The sequence below is a fragment of the Ensifer sp. PDNC004 genome (assembly GCF_016919405.1).
In the GTDB taxonomy this organism is placed as follows: domain Bacteria; phylum Pseudomonadota; class Alphaproteobacteria; order Rhizobiales; family Rhizobiaceae; genus Ensifer.
The window spans coordinates 1,339,417-1,361,277 of record NZ_CP070353.1 but is presented as its reverse complement, the minus strand read 5'-3'; the positions used below and the strand labels follow the sequence as shown (position 1 = coordinate 1,361,277).

Here is a 21,861-nt window from a genome sequence, read left to right as displayed (position 1 = left end):
GTTACGGTGATTGTGGATGAACGACGTCTGGCCGCTTGACCGCAACGGCCGGACGGGTGTTCAAAAAAACCATGTCTCTACATCTCATAAAGCTCTGTGTCGGAGCGGAATCGATCGAGGACCTGCGCGAATGGGTTTCGCGCAAGGCAATGGCTGCCATGGCCGCTGGCCTGGAGCCGCACTCGTTCCACACGACGCGCATGGTGCCCAAGCGCGTGGAGGAGTTGCTCGAAGGCGGTTCGCTCTACTGGGTGATAAAGGGCAGCGTGCAGGCGCGCCAGCCGCTGATCGGCATCGAGACCTTCACCGACGGCGAAGGCATCGGCCGATGCAATCTGCTGCTGGGTCCGGAAGTGGTCGAGACGGAACTGCAGCCGCGCCGTGCGTTCCAGGGCTGGCGTTACCTGACCGACAAGGACGCCCCGCGCGACCTGGCGTCGCTCTCGGGCAGCGGTTCCGAGATGCCGCTCGAATTGCGGCGCGAACTGGCGGAACTCGGACTTCTCTAGAATTCCTGTGCCGCCGGTACCTTTGCAATCGTGCGGCAACCAGCGTGTTCCTTGAAAGCAGTGCCCGCTTTCGCACTCGACCGTGCGCGAAGCGGCTTCACCGAGGCCGCACCATCACCCAGCCAGAATGCAAAAAGGCGGCCGTAGCCGCCTTTCGAACTGTGGATGTTCAGGTGATCCGCATCTTCAGCGGATGGCGCCGGTTCGGCGCCGTCACGTGAAGGTGGATGCCGGCGCGCGGCTGGGTCGAGCGCCAGGCGCGCGCCCCGTGCGTCAAGAGCATGCCGACGAGATCGCGTGTCTTGGCCTTCGATCGATTGAGGCCGAGATCGGCGATGCGCATGGCCGCCTCGTGCAGGGGGTGCAGATTGATGCGCGACGGTTTAGCCCGTCGCCCCGGCAGCGGGGTGACACCCGGAACGTTCTCGTTCATTGCCATGTTTAACCTCGTTACGCTGTACAAATCCGAGGAAGGCGGCCGAAAAACAAACACATCCGGCCGCCAAATTTCGTCGTTACTGCTGGCTGGCCCAGCAGGAGATGCCTTTCTTCTTCAAGGCCTTGCAGGCGTTGATTGCGGAATTCTGGTCGTCGAAGCCGCCGAAGCGGGCGCGGTATACCTGGCCGAAGGCAACGGTGAACGGCTGCGCGTTGCGAAGTGCCTTGCCGCCCTTGTCCTTGGCGTTGCCGAGCAGCGTCATGGCCTGGTCCTTGTCCGGCGTGGCACCGATCTGGATCACCCAGCCCTGCGGCTGAGCCGGCATCGGCTCGGCCTTTGCGACTTCGGCGGGCTCTGCCTTGGCGGCAGCGTCTGCCTTCTTCGGCACGGAATGGGTGATCTGCGTGTCGACCATCGCTGCGGTCGCGGGCTGACGAAGCTTCAGGCTCTGTGCGTCGAGCGTGTTGGGAACGATCTTCGAGGAAAGGACAGGGTTGTCCGATGCGCGCTTGTTGCCGGCATAGGCCATCTGCACGCTGCTGGCGCTTTCACCATTGTAGCGGAAGTCCGGAACGGGACCGGTGTTGGGCAGGTCGTGGCCTGTGGCGACGGCCGTGACGACCGGCGTCTCGGCAACGGGCGCTGCGGCTGCAACCTGGGTCTCTTCTGCCGGAACCGGGGTCGGCTTCGTCTCGGCAATCAGGTTGCCGTTGCCGCGACGCGACGCGTCCGGCATGTACTTCGCGACCAGGCGGCGCATCTGCGCATCGCGGCTCGCGCCCGAGGTGCCGCCCATGACGACGGCGACGATGCTGCGACCGTCAATCTGGGCCGAGGTCACGAGATTGAAGCCGGAGGCGCGGGTGTAGCCGGTCTTGATGCCGTCGACGCCGCGCACATTGCCGAGCAGGCGGTTGTGGTTGCCGATGGTCTGCTTGCCGAAGCGGAAGCTGCGGGTGGAGAAATAGTCGTAATACTGCGGGAAATGCTGGCGGAGCGCGAGACCGAGGCGAGCCTGGTCACGTGCGGTGGTGCGCTGTTCCGGATTGGGCAGGCCGTTGGCGTTGCGGTAGGTCGTGCGCGTCATGCCGAGCGCGCGCGCCTTGTTCGTCATCATGCGGGCGAAGCGCTGCTCCGAGCCGCCGAGATACTCGCCAAGCGCCGTGGAGGCATCGTTGGCCGACCGGGTGACGAGCGAAAGGATCGCCTGCTCGACGGTGATCGACTGGCCGGCGCGCACGCCGAGCTTCGACGGCGGTTCCGCGGACGCGTTCTTCGAGAAGGGAATCTGCGTGGACTTGCTGATCCGGCCGGCTTCGAGTGCCTCGAAGGTAAGGTAGAGCGTCATCATCTTGGTGAGAGACGCCGGATAGCGCAGTTCGTCGGCATCCTCGCCATAGAGGATCTTGCCGGTCTTGGCATCGACGACGATGCCCGAATATTTGGGATTGGCGTAGGTCGACGCCGCAAAGCCGGGCAACACAAAGGCGACCGAGGCAATGGTGCCTGCCAGGACGACCCGCTTTACCATCTTTGAAAGAGCGCCGAACGGGCGCTTCGCGAGATCAAAAAAACCGGTTTGGGACACTACGCTGCTCTTTATTCTCATGTCATGGGGTTGTCCGGACGCCGCCTCCGGGAACGACCGTTCTCGAGACAGTATCGGCATAGCGTTACCAATCGGTTTATGATGAATGATTGGTTTCCGGAATCGGACGCATTCGTACAAAGACAATTCCGGTGTAGCGCAATGGCGCGGCGACAGCCTCGACCACATCAGTTGGACGAAATCAGGGCACGATTCGGCTTTTGATGAAAGCCGTTATCGCGTCGTCGATCTCCTTCCACCGTGGCAGCAGTTTATTGGCGAAGCGGTAGAGCACCACGAGGTCTTTGCCGGCATGAATGTCGCGCTGGCAGTCGGCGCTCGTCGATATGGTTTGCGTGTCGGATTTCAGGCAGCGCACCACGTAGGGTGCCTGGCCTGTCCGCTCCGCAGTATAGAAGACTTCGCCCGCATAGCTGGAGGCAGTTTTGGTCGCGTGCAACTGTAGTCCGTTCGGCCCGGGGGACGGAGCGCCGTCGAAGACTTGCGTGTAGATCGGCTCCAGCCGGCCCGACATGTCGCGGGACATGGTGCTTTGCGAAATCTGCAGGAAGATCAGATTTTCAGGCGCGTCGACGTCGTTGAAGAGGTCGCGGTTTTCGTCGCTGTAACCTTCGATGCCCGGCCATGTCAGGTAGACGTCGACACGCCCGACGATCGAAGTGGCACGTTGCGCCTCGAAGCGGATCATGTTCGCCGGCAGCCGCAGGTGATCCTGTCCGATGAAGATATCGTAGGTCTCGCGGCTCGCAGTGTGGCCGGCGAGAGCAAGGTTTTCGCCGAACCATCGTCCCGCGAAGGCGATTGCCGCCGTCAGTCCGGCAAGTACAACGACGATCGCCGTCACCCGATAGACGAAACGGGTGGAGAGAAGTGGCCGGAGTTCCGGTTCGTCTATCCCGTTTGGAGAATTGCTCATCGTGGCCGTCCCGTCGCGTTGGCCGCGCCCAAGTCGAGTGTCGACCCCTTGGCTCGTGGCAGGCCGAACTGTGGCGGGGGCCGCTTGCCCGACGCTGGTCGAAGACGGTTAACTTTCGATGAATGCCCTATGCCTGCAGGTACTCGGCGAGGAGGGGCCTCATAAAAAAACGGCCGGTTCCGAGGGACACGGAACCGGCCGAGGCTCGGTCTGGACGGGGAAAGTGACTGACCGAGGCCCGTTGGGAGGCGTCCGCCGGGTGGCGGCCCGCCTGTGTTTCGGATCTTACTGTGTGCGAACGCTACCGACGGCGACGGTGCGGCCGTCCTGAAGCTTGACCCAGCGGCCGGAATGTTCGGTCGATTGGCGCTTGAGGTAGGTGTATTCGGTATCAGACCACAGCAGCACCTTGTTGCGCATGTTGTCGAGGATGAAGTCGCCGCGGTCAGTGCGAACGGTAAGGACGGCGTGGCCGTCGCCATTCGGCTGCAGCACGACGGTGATCAAGAGGTCGGATGCGGAGAAACCGCTTTCGATCAGCTTGCGGCGCTTCAGGAGGACATAGTCTTCACAATCGCCGACGGTTTCCGGATAGGACCACTTCTCTTCGACGCCATGGATTTCCATGTCGGTCATCGGGGTGATCGCCTGGTTGACGTCGTAGTTGATCTCGAGAATTTTCTGCCAGCCTTCGCGGGTCAGCACCATCGGGCCGCGATCCTTGCCGTTGGAGGTGCACTCCGACGCATAGATCTTGCAGAACTCGTAGTGGCCGATCGGCGGGTTGGTCGAGCCGGTCACGACCATGTTGGCCGTAAGAGCCTGGGCCGTGCCGAAAAGGCCGCCGGTGAAAAGGACCGCAATCGCGATCAGCTTGGTGATTGTCTTGAGCATGATTGTCTCCCCGTTATGGTTCGACAATGGCACAGACGTTTTTATCGCTCGCGAACTTGCGAGCTAAAAACAAGTACAAATGAAAGTCGTATAAGAATAAAACAAGAATAGAATTTTATTTGTATTTGAATCGAATTTGAATCAAATTTTATCTATTTCAGCTTCCTTCGCAGATGGAGAGGTGATTTGTTAAGCAACCAACCCTCTGTATTTATGTGGCTTTATGAGGGGAGGGCCGTCGGTTTTTGCAAAAGTCGCGGCGGGGGCGCGGCGGGAAAGGCGGATTTTCCGTGTCAGCCCACGGTTCTTCCGGAGACTTTTGACTTGAAATATGCGTTTTCGCTGGAATTCTGCCGGAAAAAATATTTGCAGACGGCGAATGCGTTTGCGTGTTGCGCCGTACCTGTCTCGAAATGATCCAGGCGCAGGTGCGGCGTGTCGCAGCCTGCGAAAACCGCTCCGGTTGTCGCTGCTCATCCTGTGCGTTCGGGCTACGCGGACGTAGGGCTAAGTGAGTGCGCTTCTGGCGCGTTCGCTGGGCCGCGGACGGGCGGAGCGCGTTGATGCAGGAGCGGGGGTGTTGCCGCACAAGAGAAGCACGAAGACGGCTTCAGGCCGGGTGCATGGATGGCGGGGCGGCCGGGCTGTGAGCCTTGCCCGATGCGGGGCGATCGGGCAACGAACGGCGCAGGCCCGCCGTTAGAGGAATTCGGTCAACGCTTCACGGGACTGGATACCCGAGAACTCGATGGCGCAGCCTTCCTGGAAGTGGCGGACGATCCGGCCCTTCATGTTGCCGAGCAGAATGGCGGTGCCGATCGGCGGGCGGTTCTCGATGTCGACGGCGGCACCGGACAGCGAAAGGTCGATGATGCGGCACGGGAACTTCTCGCCGGTGTCGAGCGTCAACTCAGTCACCGTCTTGCGCGGCGCAAGGCGATCGTGGCGGCGGTCTTCCGGCAGTCCGAGCTCGTGCTTGTTGGCGATCCAGGTGAGCTGGGCCGCGAGCTTCTCGCGCTTGCGCTCGGTCGCGTTGAGCTGGATGACGAAAGCGCCGTCGGCGATGCGCGATACGGTCCCTTCGAGACGCCCGACATGATCGACATAGGCGATGATGCGTTCGCCCGCGCGCGGCTGGGCCGGCGAGGAAAGCAGGACGTCGCCGGGCGACATGTCGATGGCGGTGCACTCAAACTCGTCATGATTGGCAAGCATCAGCCGCCCCGCCAGATTCACGGAAACGCGCTGGAACGCACCTTCGTGGTGCGGTTTCGGAGCGGTATTCTGTGCGTGCTGAAACGAGAACATGATGACTCTGTGGCGACATAGCTTGGCTGGCGGAGATTAGCCTTTTCAAGTTAATAGAAGGTTCGTCCTCCGGTTGGTCCAGGGCGTCATCTCGGCACAGCGCTCCGGATCAGTCGCGGCGGCCGCCTTCGAGAATGCGGAGATGCCCGAACTGGCGGAATTCGCTCGAAAATGCGCCCGCGGCCGGCGATTTTGCAACGGTACCGCTCGGTTGCTGTGCTTCCTCTTCGCGAAAGACGGCGGTGCGGTCGGGGTCGAGAACCTTCATGCCCGTCGCGTCGAGACACTCGATCGCGGTTGCATGCAACCAATACGGGCGAGAAAGGGGTGAGAGGGCGCCAAGGACCCGGTCGCTCTCTCCTTCGCTGGAGGCCAGCGGCAAGAGCAGGGTTTCGATGTCGACCTCCCGTGCGTCGGCGGTGCGGCCCTTGGCCGAGAGCACCAGCGGCACACGGTGCGTCATGACCTGGCCGGTGATGCGGTGCGTTTTCGCCGCCTGGCTTCCGAGCCACAGCATACCGAATTGCCGCCCGCGCAGCTCCTGGCCGAAGAGGGCGCACACCTGGGTTCCCGCCAGGCGAAACGAGATGCCGGCATTGCGGTCGCGCTCGAGAATGAACAGGTTCGGCAGCAGCATTCTGATATCCGAGGGTTCAAGCTCGTCGCGGCGCGGAAGCTCGCGCTTCCCGCGAATGGTGTTCCAGTATCGGAAAAGCTCCGTCGTCGTATTGCTGCGCATCGTTTCGTTCATTCCATTCCTGCGGCCCGGTGTGTCCCGGTTCGGGACATCTTCGGCCGTGCATTGCGGTTCTGAGGATTAAGGAGCGAAAACCGTGCCAGCCGGAAATTAAGGTTAACAAACGGTTTCCGTTGCAGTGGGCCGCTGCAACTGGCAGGGGAGGACATCACTTTACGAAGCGTTGTCTTCGGCACTTGAACTGGAGCTCGGATCTGAGCTTGGCGACCGTTCAGTTTTTGCTGGACGGTCTTTTTTTGTTTGCTTATGGCTGGTCGCCCCAATTCCAGTCCTAATGCCGGCGATGCCATGCCATCGCCGTGATCGAGCAGGAATGTGTGGACCGCATTGAGAGGAGAGAGCAGCAACCATGGAACGAGATCAGACGGCGACGCCACCGGAAGCAGAGCGCGAGAGCGCCGCGAGCCCGGCGCGCGAGCCGGCCTTTAATCTGCCGGCGGGGCTGACTTTCATCCTGCTGTTTCTGATCGCAATCCATGTTCTGCGAACCTACGTGCTGCCGCCGGCGATCGATCAGGAGATCATCTTCAATTTCGCCTTTCTCCCGGCGCGTTACGATCACCCTCTGGCAGAGCAGGGGCTTGCGTGGCTGTGGAGCCCCGTCACCTACTCCTTCCTGCACGGAAGCTGGGAGCATCTGATCTTCAACATCTTCTGGATGGTTGCCTTCGGTGCGCCGGTGGTGCGGCGGATCGGTATGGGGCGCCTTGCCGTGTTCTGGTGCCTGTCGGCTGCGGCCGCCGTCGCGCTGCATACGGTCTTTCACTGGGGGGAAATGATCGTCGTCGTCGGTGCTTCCGGCGTAGTGTCGGGCTTCATGGGGGCTGCCGCACGCTTCGTCTTCTCGCCGAGCGGACGCATCAGTCGGCAGTTCGCCCATCTCAATCGCCGGCTCGATGTCGGTGAGGCGCTGGCCAACCGCTCGGTCGTGGTCTTCGCCGGCATTTGGTTCCTGACCAACTTCCTGATCGGCCTTGGCATGTTTACCCCTGGCGGGGCGGGCAGCGTCGCCTGGGAAGCGCATATCGGCGGCTTCCTCTTCGGCTTTCTGCTCTTCAGCCTTTTCGATCCGCGCGACTGATGGAGCGAAAGATCGGCGGACAGCGCTTGTGAGCGCTTGATTTCCCCAAGGCGCTGGCGCACCATTTGTTACGGTCGCCTGTGATCGAAAGACAGGGCGGCCCGTGTAGGCCGGGTATCGAATGCCATCCGCGTCTGAGGAGCACGCGAGACGGCTTTCGCAAGCGGCCAGGGTACAGGTTCCATCGCCCGACCGTACCGCACGTGAGATGGCTGGACCTTTCCCTGCCGACCCGGTGTTGTCGCAACGGGAGATGTGCGCATGTCAGTAAAAGCCATACTCGATGAAAAGGGCCGGAATGTCGTAACGGTCGGCCCTCAGATGACAGTCCAACAGGCTGCCATCCTCTTGCGTGACAATCATATCGGTGCGGTCGTCATCCTCGACGCGGACGATCAGATCGCAGGCATCCTCACCGAGCGCGACATCGTCGCGGCGATTGCCAAGCAGGGCTCGACCTGTCTCGAAAGACCGGTAGCAGCGGTAATGTGGCAGAATGTCTACTGCTGCACCGAGGATATGTCCGTGCAGACCCTGATGGAAATGATGAGCAAGCTCAGGGCCCGTCATTTGCCGGTCGAAAGAAACGGTCAACTCGCCGGCATCGTCTCGATCGGCGACGTGATCAAGCATCACATCCGCGCCATCGAGCACGAGACCGAACAGATCAAGGCCTATATCGCTGGCTGACGGGAAAGGGCGGCACTCCGCCGCCCTCCTAATCCCCTGGGGGCCGCGAGGCACCCTTGTGTTCATCATGGCCTATGGGCGACCGGCAAGGTGCACCGCCCGTCTCGGGCCTTTCACGCCGCAAACGAGCCGTCAGCGAACGAGCACTTCCTGCATGCGGCGAATTTCAACCAGCCTGGCCTTTGCCTCGTGGTAGCCGCGATCGATGGCTTCGCCCGCGCGATGGAACTCCGAAAGACCGATGTCGTTGAGTTTCGGGTGCAGCGCCAGATCTGGCGGGTCGCCGGCAAGCCGGGCGCGGGAAATCCGGTCCTGAATGATGTTGAAGGCCTGGACCATGACGCTGGTCATGCCGAGGCGCGACTGGTGCGGCGCTTCCTTGGCGGGCGCATCCAGGGATTCGGCGCCGGCGCTGTGTTTGACTACGGCCGAGCGGCCATAGAGATCGTAGTTGAGGTTCACCGCGACGACGAGCTGCTGTTCGTGGGCGCGGCACACCGAAACCGGAACCGGATTGACGAGCGCGCCATCGATCAGCGTGCGTCCGTTCGCCTTTATCGGTTCGAAAATGCCGGGCAGGGCATACGACGCACGGATCGCGGTAATCAGCGATCCTTTTTCGAGCCACACCTCGTGGCCACTGTGAACCTCTGTCGCAACCGCAATGAATGGCCTGTCGAGGCTCTCGATGCTGAGACCTTCGAGATGTTCCTGCATGCGCTTGGTCAGCCGCAGGCCGCCGAAAAGACCGCCGCCGCCGATGGCGAAATCGAGCAGCCCGGCGATGCGGCGCACGGTGAGGGAACGGGCGAAGGTTTCGAGTTCGTCGAGCTTGCCGGCAAGGTAGCAACCGCCGACGAGCGCGCCGATCGAGGTGCCGGCAATCATGCCGACTTCGATGCCTTCTTCGTCGAGGGCGCGCAGCACGCCGATATGGGCCCAGCCGCGCGCGGCACCGCCGCCAAGCGCGATTGCGATCTTCGGTTTTTGCGGAGGTGGCGCCGGTTCAGGCGGCGCCGTCGAAATCGATGTTCCGTCCGGTCCGGACAGATCCGTAATCTGGTTGCTACGCGTAAACGTCCAATTCAACATCCGGCACCTCCAACACCGCCGAATACTCCGCAGCGCGACACGTCGATGAGAATGCGCGAAGGTCGCTGTGGCATTTCATCACTGACTAAACTTCCCAGGGGTCGGGATTGATCCTGGAGAGACGCAATTTCGTGCGCGCGTCCTGGGGAGGCTCCGCCAAGCCGGCGCCGGTGCCGGCCTTGTCCTGCTTCATCGCTGAAAGACTGGCACCATTCTTAAGGTATATCACCGATCCCACCGACGAATGCGGCGCGACCGATAAACATTGGATACAGTTTGCAATACAGTTTGGAACGGGATCGTTCCGATTGCGCCGCATCCTTGCTTAAGGATTAGGCGCCCGGTTGGTTTCCAAAAGATAAATATAGCATGTAGCCGCGCCAAAAAGATGCGCGATGCTTAATTTTTATCGTAGATCTCTGCGGGGTCGAAATGCCTGTGGTCGTCGGTGATTTTGACCGCGGCCTTGCCGTCTTCGATGCCGACGGTTCGGTAGAAGCAGGAACGGCGCCCGGTGTGGCAGGTCGCGTCGTGGCCGGCGACGGAAACCTTCAGCCAGATCGCATCCTGGTCGCAATCGGTGCGGATTTCCTTGACCGTCTGCAGGTTTCCGGAGCTTTCGCCCTTCTTCCAGAGGCTTTTGCGCGAGCGGCTGTAGTAGTGCGCCACCCCGGTCTCGATCGTCAGCGCGAGAGCCTCGGCATTCATGTGGGCGACCATCAGCAGCTCTCCATCCCTGGCGTCGGTGACGACAGCGGTGATCAGCCCCTTTTCATCGAAACGCGGGGTGAAGGCCGGACCCGTTTCCAGTTCGGCCTTGTTGGAGGAGGGAGCGTCGAAGGTGAGCGTCATGGAAAGGCTCCGTCTGTCGGAGCCTTACTTGAAGCCCCTGATCATCGTCATGAACCGCACCTGCTCGGCCGGCTCCGTCTGGAACGTACCCGTAAATGTGGTCGTCAGCGTTGTCGAGCCTTGCTTCTGCACGCCGCGCATCGCCATGCACATATGCTCGGCTTCGATCATCACGGCAACGCCGCGCGGGGCGAGCGACTCGTCGATCGCCTTGGCGATCTGCGCGGTCATCGATTCCTGCGTCTGCAGGCGTCGGCCGTAGATATCGACCACGCGGGCGATCTTCGACAGGCCGAGCACGCGCCCGTTCGGCAGGTAGGCGACATGCGCCTTGCCGATGATCGGCACCATGTGGTGTTCGCAATGCGAATAGAACGGGATGTCCTTGACGAGCACCATGTCGTCGTAGCCGGCGACTTCCTCGAAGGTGCGGCCGAGCACGTCTTCGGCAGCAAGTTCATAACCGCTGAAAAGCTCGCGGTAGGACTTGGCGACGCGCGCAGGCGTATCCAAAAGTCCTTCGCGCTGCGGGTCTTCGCCGGCCCAGCGCAAAAGAACACGTACAGCGTCCTCCGCTTCCTTCTGGGTCGGACGGCCGCTCGCATCGTCGAGCACAGGAAAATTCTTCACTATGGCATCCATAATGGCCTCTTTGAGCAATACGGGATTGCTTGACGTTTTATCTTTCGGACAACTCGCCACTGGCCATTCGCCTAACCCTGCAGGCTTGGGTTCCGTTGGCGGGCTCCGGGGCTTTCCGGTCCTGGCTTAGCAGTGCACTGGACCTTCCGGCACGGTTTCCCAAACAACAGGCGACATTGTTCCTCTTGCGGAACTGTCGCCCCAACACGACATAGCATATAGTATGGTGCCACAGAGATGAAAGAGGCGGAGCGTGTCGCGTCGTGCTTTTTTCCCGTCTACCGGAGAAAATCATGCGTCGATCACTCAAAACCGCGAAAAATCAGTCGGATCGCGTCAAATGATGGATGACATCTACAACAGCCGAATTCTCGAATTTGCCGGCAATATTCCCCGTATTGGGACGCTCGGCGATGCCGATGCGGACGCGACGGCGCATTCCAAGCTGTGCGGTTCCAAGGTGCATATCTGGCTGAAGATGGATGGTGACGTCGTCACCGATTTTGCCCATGACGTGAAAGCCTGTGCGCTCGGCCAGGCGTCCTCTTCGATCATGGCGCGCCATGTCGTCGGCGCCGGTGCCGAGGAGATCCGCCAGGCGCGCGAAGACATGCTGGCCATGTTGAAGGCGGACGGCGAGGGGCCTTCGGGCCGCTTCGAGGATATGCGCTTCTTGCGTCCGGTGAAGGACTACAAGGCGCGCCATGCGTCGACCATGCTGACCTTCGATGCCGTCGTCGATGCTATTGAGCAGATCGAGGCCAGGCGACTGCTCGCGGCCGTCTGAAATGTGCGGCGAACCGAATTGCCGGCACGGTGCACAGGAGAAGGCAGCGCCAGCTGCCCGTGGCCGAAACTGGTCGGGGCCGTTTCGCAAGACCCCCGGGCGGCTCGCTGGCATGGCGCTGATCCGCGCCTATCAGTTGACCCTTTCGAGCTTCATCGGCAATTCGTGCCGGCACCTGCCGACCTGTTCGGAATACGGTTACGAGGCGATTGCCCGCCATGGCTTCTGGGCCGGAGGCTGGATGACGCTGTTTCGCGTGGCGCGCTGCGGGCCGGGCGGAACGCATGGTTTCGATCCTGTGCCGGAGCGGCTTGAACCGCGCCTCGTATGGTACGCGCCGTGGCGCTTCTGGCGGACACGGCCGAAGATTGGATGACCGCCATGCCCATGCCGATGGAGTACCGTCAGGCCTCCGCGGACTTCGAGCGCTTCATTCTCGATGCCCGCGACTTGGCCGGGCTGCAGACGACGAACCAGGCCTATACGATGGTGCAGGCGGTGCTGCAGACGTTTCGGCGGCGGCTCGACATCGAAGACGCCATCCTGTTTGCCGACATCCTGCCGCCTGTCATCCGCGCGATCTTCGTCGCCGAGTGGGATCTTGAAGAGCCGAGACTCCCGTTTTCGGGCCGCATCGCCATGACCCGGGAGGTGCAGGCGCTGCGCCCGGATCACAATATTTCCCCGGACAGCGCCATTGTCGATGTCGCTGGCGCCTTGCGTCGCAACATCGACGAGGCGAAACTCGACCGGGTGCTTGCCCGTCTGCCGGCGGGCGCTGCGGATTTCTGGCGCGCCTGACAGGGGAATGATGAACAGCTACGTCGCCTTGCTTTATAGTATCGTTCTCGGGCCCGGCCGTCGGGTCGTCATGGCTGACCTCAAGAAGATGGCGGAAACGCTCGGCTATCAAGCGCCGCGGACCTTGGTCGCAACGGGCAATCTGGTGTTTCAGACCGGACAAACGTCCACTCGGGACCTCGAAATGCCGCTTGAGACGGCCTTTGTCGAGACGTTTGGCCGGCATGTCGACATTCTCGTCCGGTCGGGCGCCGATTGGCAGACGCTTGCCGCGTCCAATCCCTTCCGTCAGGAGAGCGAGGCGGACGCGACGCAGGTCCATGTTCGGGTGATGCGGGATCCCCTAACGGAAACGGCGCTCGAAGGACTTCGGCGCTACTGCACCGCCGGCGAGCGACTGGCGATCGTCGACGGCGATCTCTGGGTGCATTTCCCCGGCAAGGCGAGCGAATCGAAGCTGCTCGGCGCGATGACCACGAAGCGACTGGGCATCGGGACGTTCCGCAACTGGAACACGGTGAAGGGGCTTTCCGAGATGCTGCGCAGCTAACGCCCGCTACAGCCTCGCCTTTACTCACTTTCGAAAACCCTTTATCAGGCTACGGCGGATTTCCACGGGTCGTTCTGCGATCTGGGGAAACACGCAGCAATCCAAAGCACTACAGCGATCTCTGCGCGTCTGACGGATGCGACGCTGTATCGTCAATTCACCGGCACCGCCGGCCAACTATACCACCCGCATTCGTTGGCGGGACTGGATAGGAGATCATTATGTCGAATCCTGTTTCCCTAACTTTTCCTGATGGCTCGGTCCGCGAATACCCCGCGGGAACGACCGGCCGCGACGTCGCCGAGGCGATTTCGAAGTCGCTGGCCAAGAAAGCCGTCGCGATCGCGCTCGACGGCGAGCTGCGCGACCTGTCGGATCCCGTGACTGATGGTCGGCTGGAAATCGTCGTTCGCGACGACAAGCGCTCGCTCGAACTCATCCGCCACGATGCCGCGCACGTGATGGCGGAGGCGGTGCAGGAGCTCTGGCCGGGAACGCAGGTGACCATCGGCCCGGTCATCGACAACGGCTTCTACTACGACTTCGCCAAGAACGAGCCCTTCACGCCCGACGACCTGCCGCTCATTGAAAAGCGGATGAAGGAGATCATTGCGCGCAACAGGCCCTTCACCAAGGAAGTCTGGTCGCGCGAAAAGGCCCGCCAGGTCTTTGCCGAGAAGGGCGAGGCCTACAAGGTCGAGCTCGTCGATGCGATCCCCGAGGGGCAGGACCTTAAGATCTATTACCAGGGTGACTGGTTCGATCTCTGCCGCGGCCCGCATCTGGCCTCGACCGGCCAGATCGGCACCGCCTTCAAGCTGATGAAGGTGGCCGGCGCCTATTGGCGCGGTGACAGCAACAACGCGATGCTGACCCGCATTTACGGCACGGCCTGGCACACCCAGGAAGAGCTCGACCAGTACCTGCACGTGCTTGCCGAAGCCGAAAAGCGCGACCACCGTCGCCTCGGCCGCGAAATGGACCTGTTCCATTTCCAGGAGGAGGGCCCGGGCGTCGTCTTCTGGCACGGCAAGGGCTGGCGCATGTTCCAGACGCTGGTTGCCTATATGCGCCGGCGGCTCGCCAACACCTACCAGGAAGTCAACGCGCCGCAGGTGCTCGACAAGTCGCTTTGGGAAACCTCGGGTCACTGGGGCTGGTACCGCGACAACATGTTCAAGGTGACGGTTGCCGGTGACGAGACCGACGACGAGCGCATCTTTGCGCTGAAGCCTATGAACTGCCCGGGCCATATCCAGATCTTCAAGCATGGCCTGAAGTCCTATCGCGAACTGCCGGTTCGTCTCGCCGAATTCGGCAACGTTCATCGCTACGAGCCCTCGGGCGCCCTGCACGGACTGATGCGCGTACGCGGCTTCACCCAGGACGACGCGCATGTCTTCTGCACCGACGAGCAGATGGCCGAAGAATGCCTGCGCATCAACGACCTGATCCTGTCGGTGTACGAGGACTTCGGCTTCAAGGAAGTCGTGGTCAAGCTCTCCACCCGTCCGGACAAGCGTGTCGGCTCCGACGAACTCTGGGATCGCGCCGAAAGCGTGATGACGGACGTGTTGAAGACCATCGAGGCGCAGTCGGAAGGCCGCATCAAAACCGGCATCCTGCCGGGTGAGGGCGCTTTCTACGGTCCGAAGTTCGAGTACACGCTGAAGGACGCGATCGGCCGCGAATGGCAGTGCGGCACGACCCAGGTCGACTTCAACCTGCCGGAGCGTTTCGGCGCGTTCTATATCGACAAGGAATCGGAGAAGCGCCAGCCGGTGATGATCCACCGCGCCATCTGCGGCTCGATGGAACGCTTCCTCGGCATCCTGATCGAGAACTTCGCCGGCCACATGCCGCTGTGGGTTTCGCCGCTGCAGGTCGTCGTCGCGACGATCACCTCGGAAGCCGACGACTACGGTCGTGAGGTTGCCGAACTGCTGCGCGACGCAGGCCTCACTGTCGAGACCGACTTCCGCAACGAGAAGATCAACTACAAGGTCCGCGAACACTCGGTCACGAAGGTTCCGGTCATCGTGGTCTGCGGCAAGCGCGAAGCCGAGGAGCGCTCGGTCAACATCCGCCGTCTGGGCTCGCAGGCCCAGACCGCGATGTCGCTCGACGAAGCGATCGCATCGCTTTCGCTCGAAGCCATGGCGCCGGATCTCAAGCGCAAGGCAGAAAAGAAAGCTCGGGGTTGATACCCCGAGCACTTGCTTTGTCAGCAAACTGTCATATTAGCGGAATATCCGGATAAGATCGTATCCATCGGAGATTTCCGTGCAGTTCAAAGAGCTGTCTTACGCCAATGAAAACGACCGGCGCTTGAAGCGCTGGTTCATTCGCTCCATGGAAGGCCTGTCGGGCCGCAACCGCTATGCCAAGCTTTATACGCGCTGGCGGTCCGACATCGTCGGCAAGAGCGAGCGCGTCTTCGGAGAGATGCTGCAGCTGATCGACGTGACGCTGCAGACGAAGGGCGAGTGGCCGCCGCGGAACCTGCCCGATACGCCGATCGTCATCATCGCCAACCATCCTTTCGGCATCGGCGACGGTATCGCCGTGCTGGCGCTTGCCGAACAGCTCGGCCGTCCCTTCCGCGTCCTCATCAACAACGAACTGCTGAAGGTGCCGGAAATGGCGCCTTACTCGCTGCCGGTATCGTTCGAAGAGACGAAGGAGGCACTGGCCGTCAACATGGCGACACGCCACGAAGCGCTGCGACTGCTCAAGGAAGGCGTGACCATCGTCATCTTCCCGGCCGGCGGCGTGGCGACCGCGCCGAAGGGTTTTGGCCGTGCCGAGGACCTGCCGTGGAAGATCTTTCCGGCAAAACTCATCCAGGCCGCGCGGGCGAGCGTGATCCCGATCTACTTCGAAGGTCAGAATGGCCCGTTCTTCCATCTGGCGAGCAAGATTTCGCTGACGCTGAGGCTGTCGCTGTTGATCCGCGAGTTCCGGCGTCTGTCCGGAACGACGATCGCGGCGCGCATCGGCGGCGTGCTCACGCCCGAGGATCTCGGTGCCTGTGGCGATCGCAAGGACCTTTTGGCGCGCATCTATGAGGCGGTCTTTTCCATGGCGCCGCCGCGTCGGCGGTTCATGCGGCGGGCAAGCTGACGCTAGGTCAGCTGCTTTCCGCAGCGTTAAGGTTTAGTCCTGGGCTTCCGACACGACGCTCGTATTGGTATTCGCATTGTTGCCGCCGCTGCTGAGCAGCACTTCCACGTCCATGTTGACGCCGGCCTTCACCGTGAAGTCGCGCTCGTAGATCTTGTCCTTGTAGCGCGCGACGGCGGAATAGCTGCCTTCGAGCAAAACCTGCGTCGGGAAGGCGCCGTTGGCTTCGCTCACCGTGTCGCCGGCGGAGGTGAGGATCGTCCAGGCCGTATTGGCGATCGCTTCGCCGCCAGGCTCGGAAACCAGCTTGAGCGTGAGTTTCGCGGCGCGGTGCTGCATCGTTGCTTCGGTCAGCTTGCCGGCTTCGACCTGGATGTCTGCCGCAGTCGAGGCGTTGGTCGTGCCGCCATAGCTGGACGTTACGTGATAGGTCCCGGCACCCAGCCGGACCACCGTGTTCGGCTTGACGTCCTCGACGATGAGCGCCCGTTCGCCGTCACTCTTGGTGTCGGCGGAAAAGATGTCGAAGCTGAGTTCGGCCGGTGGGATGCGCACGTCGCTGCCGGAGACGGCATTGAGCTTCATGCCTCCGGCATCGAGCACCAGCACCTGCTTGTCGAGCGCGCCTTGCTCCGGCACGCGGACCTTGCGCGTGGCCGAGGCGCGTCCAAAGGAGACATTGACGAAGTATTCGCCCGGCACCAGGTTGAACGCCGTCGAGCCACCTTCCGATGTTGCGAGAAGCGGCAGCTTGCCGTCGCTTCCGGGGATCGGGCTGAACACACGCCAGGTCAGGCCAGCTTCGACGGGGCCGCCTTTTTCGGTCAGCAGCGCCTCGAGCTTGATATCCTTCAGCGTGCCGTCCGCCAGCGGATCCGATGTCATCGGGCTGAAGCCCGTCAGCTTCGGCATCTTGCGCGGGCCGGCGATCGAGGGGAAACTTTCAAACGCCTGGGTCGCATCCTCTGCGAACACATTTCCCGTAGCGGTGCCGGCGACAAGGATCGCAAGACCGGTCTGAAGGAAAATACGAGAGAGTGCACGCATGAGAACAGTTGACTTCCTGACTGAGTGACTCCACTTGGGACGCCGGTATGGCATTTTCGTGGCTGCCTGTGGGGCGGCAAATTAGTGGAATTCATCTGACATGAAAACCGAAATTAAGCTCGTCGACTACCTGACGTCCCGTCGCTCCATCCCCGCTTTCCAGATGGGAGGCCCGGGCCCCGGCAAGGCCGAGGTCGAGGAAATGCTGAAGCTCGCTTCGCGCGTGCCGGACCACGGCAAGCTCGCGCCCTGGCGCTTCATCGTCTATCGCGGCGAGGAGAGGGTGCGCATCAGCGCCAAGCTGAAGGCGATGGCGCTCGAGCTGAAGCCGGACCTGTCGGAAGAGATGATCAAGGTCGAGGAAACCCGCCTGTCGCGCGCGCCTGTGGTCGTCGCCGTCGTCAGCACCGCCGCGCCGCATTTCAAGATTCCGGAATGGGAGCAGGTCATGTCTGCCGGTGCCGTCTGCCTCAACCTGCTGATGGCCGCCAACGCACTCGGTTACGCCTCCAACTGGCTGACCGAGTGGTATGCCTTCGACGAGCGCGCCTATCCGCTGTTGGGCGTGAAGCCGGGCGAGAAAATTGCCGGCTTCATCCACATCGGCACCGCCATGGTGCCGCCGACGGAGCGGCCGCGGCCCGAACTCGCCGAGATCGTTACCTGGGTGGGCGAGGAAGCCTGATGTTTTACGATACGACCTCGAACAGTCACGGTCTGCCGCATGATCCCTTCAAGGCGATCGTTTCGCCGCGGCCGATCGGTTGGATTGGCACGCGGTCGGCCGAGGGCGCGCTGAACCTCGCGCCCTATTCCTTCTTCAACGCTATCAGCGACCGGCCAAAGCTCGTGATGTTTTCATCCAGCGGCTACAAGGATTCTGTTCGCAATATCGAGGCGACCGGCGAGTTCACGGCGAGCTTCGCCAGTCGTGATCTGGCGGACGCCGTCAACAAGACCTCGATCCCGGCGCCGCATGGCGAGAGCGAATTCGAGATTGCCGGACTGACGCCGGTCGATGGTGCGCTGGTTGGCGCGCCTTTCGTCGGCGAAGCCTATGCCGCGCTCGAATGCCGGATGACCGAGATGTTCCAGCCGAAGGATCTGGATGGCGCATTGTCCGACAACTACGTCGTGATCGGCCAGGTCGTCGGCATCCACATTCGCGAGGATGCGATCCGCGAAGGCCGTTTCGACATGTCGACGGTCAAGCCGCTCGCCCGCCTCGGCTACATGGATTACTGCGACGGCGGCGACGTCTTCCAGATGACCCGCCCGACGCGCTGACCATTGCAGCGCAGGCTCGGCATCATCCGACGCCGGCGATGACTGCCTGCTCGGGCGAACGGCAGACGACCGAAGCGAATCCGTCGTTCCTGCTTTGTGAAAGCGCCCAGCGTGTGGCTGCAGCATCGGCGGTGGGCGGCAGCGCCTCATAGGCGCGGATGCCGGCCTCATGGGCCCTTAGCACCACATTGGCGCGACCCGCGAGCACGGGCGCGGCCACGCCCTGATGCGCGGCACTCGCCGGCTCCTTGCAGCCGACTGCCTTTGCCAGCGCCGAGCCGTTGAAGATCAATCCTTCCAGTCGCTGCGAGCACCCCGCCAGCGTGTGCGACGACAGCAGGCCTTCGGGTGCTGCGCCGTATTCGGCGTAAATACGGGTGCGGTTGGCTGGAAGGCCAATCCTTGCTTCGGCAACCCGCAGCATCACGTCGAGCTTCTGTATGTCCGCGCGGCCGCGGCATCCGGTAAGCACGACGTCCTCGATACCGTCGCCAAGCAGTCGGTTTAGTTCGTCTTCATGGAGCAGTTCGATCGGTTCGACGCGGGCGAGCAGCGCGAACGCGCGTCCCTCCAACTGGGAGAGGGCGGCGATACGTGTTTCGTGTCCGGAGCCGGCATCCAGGATGAGCCCGGCCAATGTGTTGAGGACGCTCATGTCCAGGCTGAGCGCGTCGCCCTCGGCTAGCAGCAGCGGCCTTATGGTTTGGAGGCGGTTAACAGACATGGTGAACCAATCTTAAACCTTTGCTCGCTAGGCTCAGAACATCGGTGGCATTGGCGTGGTCTAGTGGGGCGTAGGTGATCATACAAGCATTTCTTCGCTGGGTGGAAACGGCGAGAACGGGCGAGCGCATTCGCGCCGCAAGCGCGCTCGGCCGCGCCTATGTTGATGCGCAGTTGAATGGCCTCGATCGTCGCGCCGCCGAAATGGCGATGACCTTCCTGTTGGACGATCCGTCGCCGAAAGTTCGCCTTGCCTTGGCCGAAGCCCTTTGCAGTTGTTCCTCGGTGCCGCGCGCCATCATTCTTGGCCTCGCTGGCGATCAGCCTGAAATTGCCTATCTCGTCGTTTCGCATTCTCCTGTCCTGACCGACGACGACTTGGTTGACCTCGCCGCGCGCGGAACGCTGGAGACCCGCGCGCTGATCGCGGCGCGCAGTTTCGTTTCGCGCGGGGTCGCCGCTGCGATCGCCGAAATCGGCGACGAAGACGAAATGCTGATTCTGCTGGAAAACCCCGGTGCTCTTCTGTCGCGCCGTTCGCTGAAGCGCATTGCCGAGCGCCTTGGCCACTCGGCTTCCGTTCGTGATCTGCTTCTTGCGCGCAACGACCTGCCGAGTGCCGCCCGCCACGCGCTTGTCGAAGAAGTCGGCGCAGCACTTGCCGCTTTCGGCCTCGTGCAGGTGACGATTGGCGAAGCCCGCGTGCAGCGGGTCACCCGTGAGGCCTGCGATATCGCCGCCGTCGGCATGGTTGGAGCGACAGCCGTCGAGGAACTGCCGGACCTCGTCACGCACCTGCGCGAGACCGGCCGACTGACACCGGCTTTTCTACTGCATGCGCTGGTGACCGGCCGCGCAGAGTTTTTCTCGGCAGTCATCGTCGACCTCTCGGGCGTTAGCGAAAAACGCGTGCGCTCCATTCTGTCCGGCGGACGCATCCACTCGATCCGTGCCTTGTTCGAAAGCGCCGGACTTGGACGCGACGTCAGCGAAACTTTTGCAACAGCCGTCCTCCTGTGGCGTCAGGACGGGCCGGCGGCAGTCGACGGCCATGCGACGGTCTCGGCAGAACTGCTCGCGCGCCTTCGACGCGGTGGCACCACGTCGCCGGCCGACGCCGCGATGATCGATCTGCTCGAGCGCCTGGCATTTGCCGAGGAGCGCCAGTCGGCCCGCCACTACGCGGAGCTTGCCGCACGCCAGGCCGCCTGAGCGTCACCCGTTTCCAGCGAGGTATGCACATATGAACGCGAGGACCGCGACCGTTGCCGTGACCGGAATTGGCGGCTTCGTCGGACGGCACGTCGCGCTCGCCTTGCTGCGCGAGGGCTATCCGGTGCACGGCACGGTCCGCACGCTCGGGCGTGCCGAGGAGGTCGAGCAATCCATTCGCGCGGCCGGAGGAACCGATGCGGCGCGCCTGACGTTTGGAGAGGCGGATCTCCTGGAGGAGCGGGGCTGGGCCGAGGCCTTTGCCGATGTTTCCTACGTCGTCCACACCGCCTCGCCATTTCCGGCTCGCTTGCCCATCAATGAAGATGATCTGATCGGGCCGGCCCGTGACGGCACGCTGCGGGTGCTCAGGGCTGCCCATGCGGCCGGTGTCAAACGCGTGGTGCTCACGTCGTCGGTCGCCGCGGTCATCTACGGGGCAGGGCAAGCGCCGTTTACGGAGGAGAACTGGAGCGACCCGCAGTCTCCGCTTGCGACGCCCTATTACCGCTCCAAGACCTTTGCCGAGCGCGCAGCCTGGGACTATGCGGCAGAAAGTGGCCTGGAGCTTGCGGTCGTCAATCCCGGCATGGTGCTCGGGCCGGCTCTTGGCCACGATATCGGCACATCCGTCGCCGTGGTGCGCAACCTGCTCAAGGGGAATTACCCAGCCTTGCCGAAGTTCGCCGTGCCTGTTGTCGATGTGCGCGACGTGGCGGATGCGCATGTGCGGGCCTTGACCGTCGCCGCGGCAGCGGGCGAGCGCTTCCTGATCGCGGGAGAGGCGCTTTCCCTTGCGGACATCACGGCCATCCTCCGGCGCCGGTTCCCTGAACACGCGGGCAGGCTTCCGAGGTTCGTCCTGCCCAATTGGCTGGCGGGACTTGCCGCACCCTTCGATGCGGGCTTGCGTCTCATCGTGCGCGAACTCGAGCATGACCCACGCATTTCCAACGAAAAAGCGCCACGCGTGCTCGGGTGGCAGCCACGCTCGGCGGAGGACGCGGTCGTCGCCTCGGCAAACAGCTTGATCTCGGCTGGCCTCATCTGAGGCATGCAGGCGCGTCAGTCGGTAAAGCGGCGCGCGACCCAGGAATAGCCATCTTCGACATAGCGCACTGGTTTCGTCACGATGTTTTTCAGCTTTTCCCGATCGGGGATCGCGCCTGACAGGAAAGCCAGCGTGCGTTTCGGCAATCCTTGCTCGGGTTCTGCCTCCGTCGCCGGAACGGGCAGCGCCTGGTTCTGCTGGGCGCCCGGCGGCGGCGCGGGCATTTCGGCGACGCTGGGCGCCGAGCTCTCGCAAACCGCGACGACAACCGGGTAATTCGCATTGGAAAACTTCGGCAGTTGCGCGTTCGAATCCGTGTCGCACTGCGCGATCGATGGCCAGCTGCCGTTGACCGTCGAGATATACTGGCATTGGCTGACGTCGTGGTCGCAGCCGAGAATGGTCATGACTATCAGCGCCGCTTGCATCGCGTTCCCATCGTCTTTGCAGGTTGTGATGGATCAACCTATGCCTGCATGATTCTCCTCGAA

General features: G+C 62.3%; 25 protein-coding genes. 13 read left to right on the top strand and 12 right to left on the bottom strand.

Annotation, left to right across the window (positions count from 1 at the left end; translation table 11 throughout):
- The first annotated feature begins 71 nt into the window (after positions 1-71).
- Positions 72-509, top strand: coding sequence for a DUF1489 family protein (locus JVX98_RS14820; RefSeq protein ID WP_192445960.1), 438 nt, complete (start codon positions 72-74; stop codon positions 507-509).
- A gap of 169 nt (positions 510-678) precedes the next feature.
- Here the strand turns inward: JVX98_RS14820 and JVX98_RS14815 are convergent, their stop codons facing one another.
- The 6 genes from JVX98_RS14815 to JVX98_RS14790 all read right to left on the bottom strand — a co-directional run bounded on the left by JVX98_RS14815 (position 679) and on the right by JVX98_RS14790 (position 6,414).
- Entirely contained in the window at positions 679-948 is a 270-nt protein-coding gene (locus JVX98_RS14815; protein ID WP_034795983.1) for a hypothetical protein, read from the bottom strand.
- Positions 949-1,024: 76 nt separating this feature from the next.
- Positions 1,025-2,557: a D-alanyl-D-alanine carboxypeptidase gene (locus tag JVX98_RS14810; RefSeq protein WP_205239079.1), complete on the bottom strand. Its 1,533-nt coding sequence runs from the start codon at positions 2,555-2,557 to the stop codon at positions 1,025-1,027.
- A gap of 181 nt (positions 2,558-2,738) precedes the next feature.
- Positions 2,739-3,473: a hypothetical protein gene (locus JVX98_RS14805; RefSeq protein WP_205239078.1), complete on the bottom strand. Its 735-nt coding sequence runs from the start codon at positions 3,471-3,473 to the stop codon at positions 2,739-2,741.
- A 285-nt stretch (positions 3,474-3,758) separates the two neighbouring features.
- Entirely contained in the window at positions 3,759-4,367 is a 609-nt protein-coding gene (locus JVX98_RS14800; protein ID WP_043624822.1) for a transglutaminase-like cysteine peptidase, read from the bottom strand.
- Positions 4,368-5,066: 699 nt separating this feature from the next.
- Positions 5,067-5,675, bottom strand: a complete 609-nt coding sequence (locus JVX98_RS14795; protein WP_192445963.1) for a PilZ domain-containing protein — start codon at positions 5,673-5,675, stop codon at positions 5,067-5,069.
- A 109-nt stretch (positions 5,676-5,784) separates the two neighbouring features.
- Positions 5,785-6,414, bottom strand: a complete 630-nt coding sequence (locus JVX98_RS14790; RefSeq protein ID WP_246765049.1) for a PAS domain-containing protein — start codon at positions 6,412-6,414, stop codon at positions 5,785-5,787.
- Between the two features lie 367 nt (positions 6,415-6,781).
- Between JVX98_RS14790 and JVX98_RS14785 the strand changes: the two genes are divergently transcribed.
- Both JVX98_RS14785 and JVX98_RS14780 read left to right on the top strand, forming a co-directional pair.
- The gene (locus tag JVX98_RS14785; RefSeq protein ID WP_205239076.1) at positions 6,782-7,513 is read left to right on the top strand and encodes a rhomboid family intramembrane serine protease; all 732 of its coding nucleotides are present in this window, start codon (positions 6,782-6,784) and stop codon (positions 7,511-7,513) included.
- 261 nt (positions 7,514-7,774) lie between these two features.
- Positions 7,775-8,203, top strand: coding sequence for a CBS domain-containing protein (locus JVX98_RS14780; RefSeq protein WP_034795965.1), 429 nt, complete (start codon positions 7,775-7,777; stop codon positions 8,201-8,203).
- A 132-nt stretch (positions 8,204-8,335) separates the two neighbouring features.
- Here the strand turns inward: JVX98_RS14780 and JVX98_RS14775 are convergent, their stop codons facing one another.
- The 3 genes from JVX98_RS14775 to folE form a co-directional block, all read right to left on the bottom strand.
- The gene (locus JVX98_RS14775; RefSeq protein ID WP_205239075.1) at positions 8,336-9,295 is read right to left on the bottom strand and encodes a patatin-like phospholipase family protein; all 960 of its coding nucleotides are present in this window, start codon (positions 9,293-9,295) and stop codon (positions 8,336-8,338) included.
- A gap of 399 nt (positions 9,296-9,694) precedes the next feature.
- On the bottom strand, positions 9,695-10,147 hold the full coding sequence (gene hisI, locus JVX98_RS14770; RefSeq protein WP_192445967.1) for a phosphoribosyl-AMP cyclohydrolase: 453 nt from the start codon (positions 10,145-10,147) through the stop codon (positions 9,695-9,697).
- A 24-nt stretch (positions 10,148-10,171) separates the two neighbouring features.
- Positions 10,172-10,789, bottom strand: coding sequence for a GTP cyclohydrolase I FolE (gene folE / locus JVX98_RS14765; protein ID WP_043616502.1), 618 nt, complete (start codon positions 10,787-10,789; stop codon positions 10,172-10,174).
- 340 nt (positions 10,790-11,129) lie between these two features.
- Here folE and JVX98_RS14760 point away from each other — a divergent pair, with 340 nt between their 5' ends.
- The 6 genes from JVX98_RS14760 to JVX98_RS14735 all read left to right on the top strand — a co-directional run bounded on the left by JVX98_RS14760 (position 11,130) and on the right by JVX98_RS14735 (position 16,050).
- The gene (locus JVX98_RS14760; RefSeq protein WP_034795955.1) at positions 11,130-11,576 is read left to right on the top strand and encodes an iron-sulfur cluster assembly scaffold protein; all 447 of its coding nucleotides are present in this window, start codon (positions 11,130-11,132) and stop codon (positions 11,574-11,576) included.
- A 1-nt stretch (position 11,577) separates the two neighbouring features.
- Positions 11,578-11,952 (top strand): membrane protein insertion efficiency factor YidD, encoded by a 375-nt coding sequence (gene yidD, locus JVX98_RS14755; RefSeq protein WP_205239074.1) that lies wholly within the window; start codon positions 11,578-11,580, stop codon positions 11,950-11,952.
- Positions 11,949-12,377, top strand: coding sequence for a DUF2267 domain-containing protein (locus JVX98_RS14750; protein WP_205239073.1), 429 nt, complete (start codon positions 11,949-11,951; stop codon positions 12,375-12,377). Before yidD ends, JVX98_RS14750 begins: the two co-directional genes overlap by 4 nt.
- Before the next feature lie 10 nt (positions 12,378-12,387).
- Positions 12,388-12,927, top strand: a complete 540-nt coding sequence (locus JVX98_RS14745) for a DUF1697 domain-containing protein (protein WP_205239455.1) — start codon at positions 12,388-12,390, stop codon at positions 12,925-12,927.
- A 221-nt stretch (positions 12,928-13,148) separates the two neighbouring features.
- Complete coding sequence (gene thrS / locus JVX98_RS14740) at positions 13,149-15,131, top strand: threonine--tRNA ligase (RefSeq protein WP_205239072.1); 1,983 nt, start codon at positions 13,149-13,151, stop codon at positions 15,129-15,131.
- A 79-nt stretch (positions 15,132-15,210) separates the two neighbouring features.
- The gene (locus JVX98_RS14735; protein WP_043616513.1) at positions 15,211-16,050 is read left to right on the top strand and encodes a lysophospholipid acyltransferase family protein; all 840 of its coding nucleotides are present in this window, start codon (positions 15,211-15,213) and stop codon (positions 16,048-16,050) included.
- 33 nt (positions 16,051-16,083) lie between these two features.
- Here the strand turns inward: JVX98_RS14735 and JVX98_RS14730 are convergent, their stop codons facing one another.
- Entirely contained in the window at positions 16,084-17,097 is a 1,014-nt protein-coding gene (locus JVX98_RS14730) for a hypothetical protein (RefSeq protein WP_192445972.1), read from the bottom strand.
- A gap of 100 nt (positions 17,098-17,197) precedes the next feature.
- Here JVX98_RS14730 and JVX98_RS14725 point away from each other — a divergent pair, with 100 nt between their 5' ends.
- Positions 17,198-17,782, top strand: a complete 585-nt coding sequence (locus JVX98_RS14725) for a nitroreductase (RefSeq protein WP_034795936.1) — start codon at positions 17,198-17,200, stop codon at positions 17,780-17,782.
- Positions 17,782-18,384, top strand: coding sequence for a flavin reductase family protein (locus JVX98_RS14720; RefSeq protein WP_192445974.1), 603 nt, complete (start codon positions 17,782-17,784; stop codon positions 18,382-18,384). Before JVX98_RS14725 ends, JVX98_RS14720 begins: the two co-directional genes overlap by 1 nt.
- Before the next feature lie 22 nt (positions 18,385-18,406).
- Here JVX98_RS14720 and JVX98_RS14715 read toward each other — a convergent pair whose 3' ends face one another.
- Complete coding sequence (locus tag JVX98_RS14715; RefSeq protein WP_205239071.1) at positions 18,407-19,108, bottom strand: aldolase; 702 nt, start codon at positions 19,106-19,108, stop codon at positions 18,407-18,409.
- A 74-nt stretch (positions 19,109-19,182) separates the two neighbouring features.
- Here JVX98_RS14715 and JVX98_RS14710 point away from each other — a divergent pair, with 74 nt between their 5' ends.
- Complete coding sequence (locus tag JVX98_RS14710; RefSeq protein WP_205239070.1) at positions 19,183-20,319, top strand: DUF2336 domain-containing protein; 1,137 nt, start codon at positions 19,183-19,185, stop codon at positions 20,317-20,319.
- A 31-nt stretch (positions 20,320-20,350) separates the two neighbouring features.
- The gene (locus JVX98_RS14705) at positions 20,351-21,370 is read left to right on the top strand and encodes an aldehyde reductase (RefSeq protein ID WP_205239069.1); all 1,020 of its coding nucleotides are present in this window, start codon (positions 20,351-20,353) and stop codon (positions 21,368-21,370) included.
- Positions 21,371-21,384: 14 nt separating this feature from the next.
- Here the strand turns inward: JVX98_RS14705 and JVX98_RS14700 are convergent, their stop codons facing one another.
- Positions 21,385-21,798 carry a hypothetical protein gene (locus JVX98_RS14700; protein ID WP_205239068.1) on the bottom strand — a complete coding sequence of 138 codons (414 nt, stop codon included), beginning with the start codon at positions 21,796-21,798 and terminating at the stop codon, positions 21,385-21,387.
- Positions 21,799-21,861 lie beyond the last annotated feature (63 nt).

Coding starts and splice junctions, on each gene's coding strand:
- JVX98_RS14790 (WP_246765049.1), bottom strand. CDS start 6,414: ATGCGCAGCAATACGACGACGGAGCTTTTCCGATACTGGAACACCATT.
- hisI (WP_192445967.1), bottom strand. CDS start 10,147: ATGACGCTCACCTTCGACGCTCCCTCCTCCAACAAGGCCGAACTGGAA.
- JVX98_RS14700 (WP_205239068.1), bottom strand. CDS start 21,798: ATGCAAGCGGCGCTGATAGTCATGACCATTCTCGGCTGCGACCACGAC.
- JVX98_RS14820 (WP_192445960.1), top strand. CDS start 72: ATGTCTCTACATCTCATAAAGCTCTGTGTCGGAGCGGAATCGATCGAG.
- JVX98_RS14750 (WP_205239073.1), top strand. CDS start 11,949: ATGACCGCCATGCCCATGCCGATGGAGTACCGTCAGGCCTCCGCGGAC.
- yidD (WP_205239074.1), top strand. CDS start 11,578: ATGTGCGGCGAACCGAATTGCCGGCACGGTGCACAGGAGAAGGCAGCG.
- JVX98_RS14785 (WP_205239076.1), top strand. CDS start 6,782: ATGGAACGAGATCAGACGGCGACGCCACCGGAAGCAGAGCGCGAGAGC.
- JVX98_RS14745 (WP_205239455.1), top strand. CDS start 12,388: ATGAACAGCTACGTCGCCTTGCTTTATAGTATCGTTCTCGGGCCCGGC.
- JVX98_RS14720 (WP_192445974.1), top strand. CDS start 17,782: ATGTTTTACGATACGACCTCGAACAGTCACGGTCTGCCGCATGATCCC.
- JVX98_RS14800 (WP_043624822.1), bottom strand. CDS start 4,367: ATGCTCAAGACAATCACCAAGCTGATCGCGATTGCGGTCCTTTTCACC.
- JVX98_RS14815 (WP_034795983.1), bottom strand. CDS start 948: ATGGCAATGAACGAGAACGTTCCGGGTGTCACCCCGCTGCCGGGGCGA.
- JVX98_RS14705 (WP_205239069.1), top strand. CDS start 20,351: ATGAACGCGAGGACCGCGACCGTTGCCGTGACCGGAATTGGCGGCTTC.
- JVX98_RS14795 (WP_192445963.1), bottom strand. CDS start 5,675: ATGTTCTCGTTTCAGCACGCACAGAATACCGCTCCGAAACCGCACCAC.
- JVX98_RS14805 (WP_205239078.1), bottom strand. CDS start 3,473: ATGAGCAATTCTCCAAACGGGATAGACGAACCGGAACTCCGGCCACTT.
- thrS (WP_205239072.1), top strand. CDS start 13,149: ATGTCGAATCCTGTTTCCCTAACTTTTCCTGATGGCTCGGTCCGCGAA.
- JVX98_RS14730 (WP_192445972.1), bottom strand. CDS start 17,097: ATGCGTGCACTCTCTCGTATTTTCCTTCAGACCGGTCTTGCGATCCTT.
- JVX98_RS14725 (WP_034795936.1), top strand. CDS start 17,198: ATGAAAACCGAAATTAAGCTCGTCGACTACCTGACGTCCCGTCGCTCC.
- folE (WP_043616502.1), bottom strand. CDS start 10,789: ATGGATGCCATAGTGAAGAATTTTCCTGTGCTCGACGATGCGAGCGGC.
- JVX98_RS14715 (WP_205239071.1), bottom strand. CDS start 19,108: ATGTCTGTTAACCGCCTCCAAACCATAAGGCCGCTGCTGCTAGCCGAG.
- JVX98_RS14810 (WP_205239079.1), bottom strand. CDS start 2,557: ATGAGAATAAAGAGCAGCGTAGTGTCCCAAACCGGTTTTTTTGATCTC.
- JVX98_RS14780 (WP_034795965.1), top strand. CDS start 7,775: ATGTCAGTAAAAGCCATACTCGATGAAAAGGGCCGGAATGTCGTAACG.
- JVX98_RS14760 (WP_034795955.1), top strand. CDS start 11,130: ATGATGGATGACATCTACAACAGCCGAATTCTCGAATTTGCCGGCAAT.
- JVX98_RS14775 (WP_205239075.1), bottom strand. CDS start 9,295: ATGTTGAATTGGACGTTTACGCGTAGCAACCAGATTACGGATCTGTCC.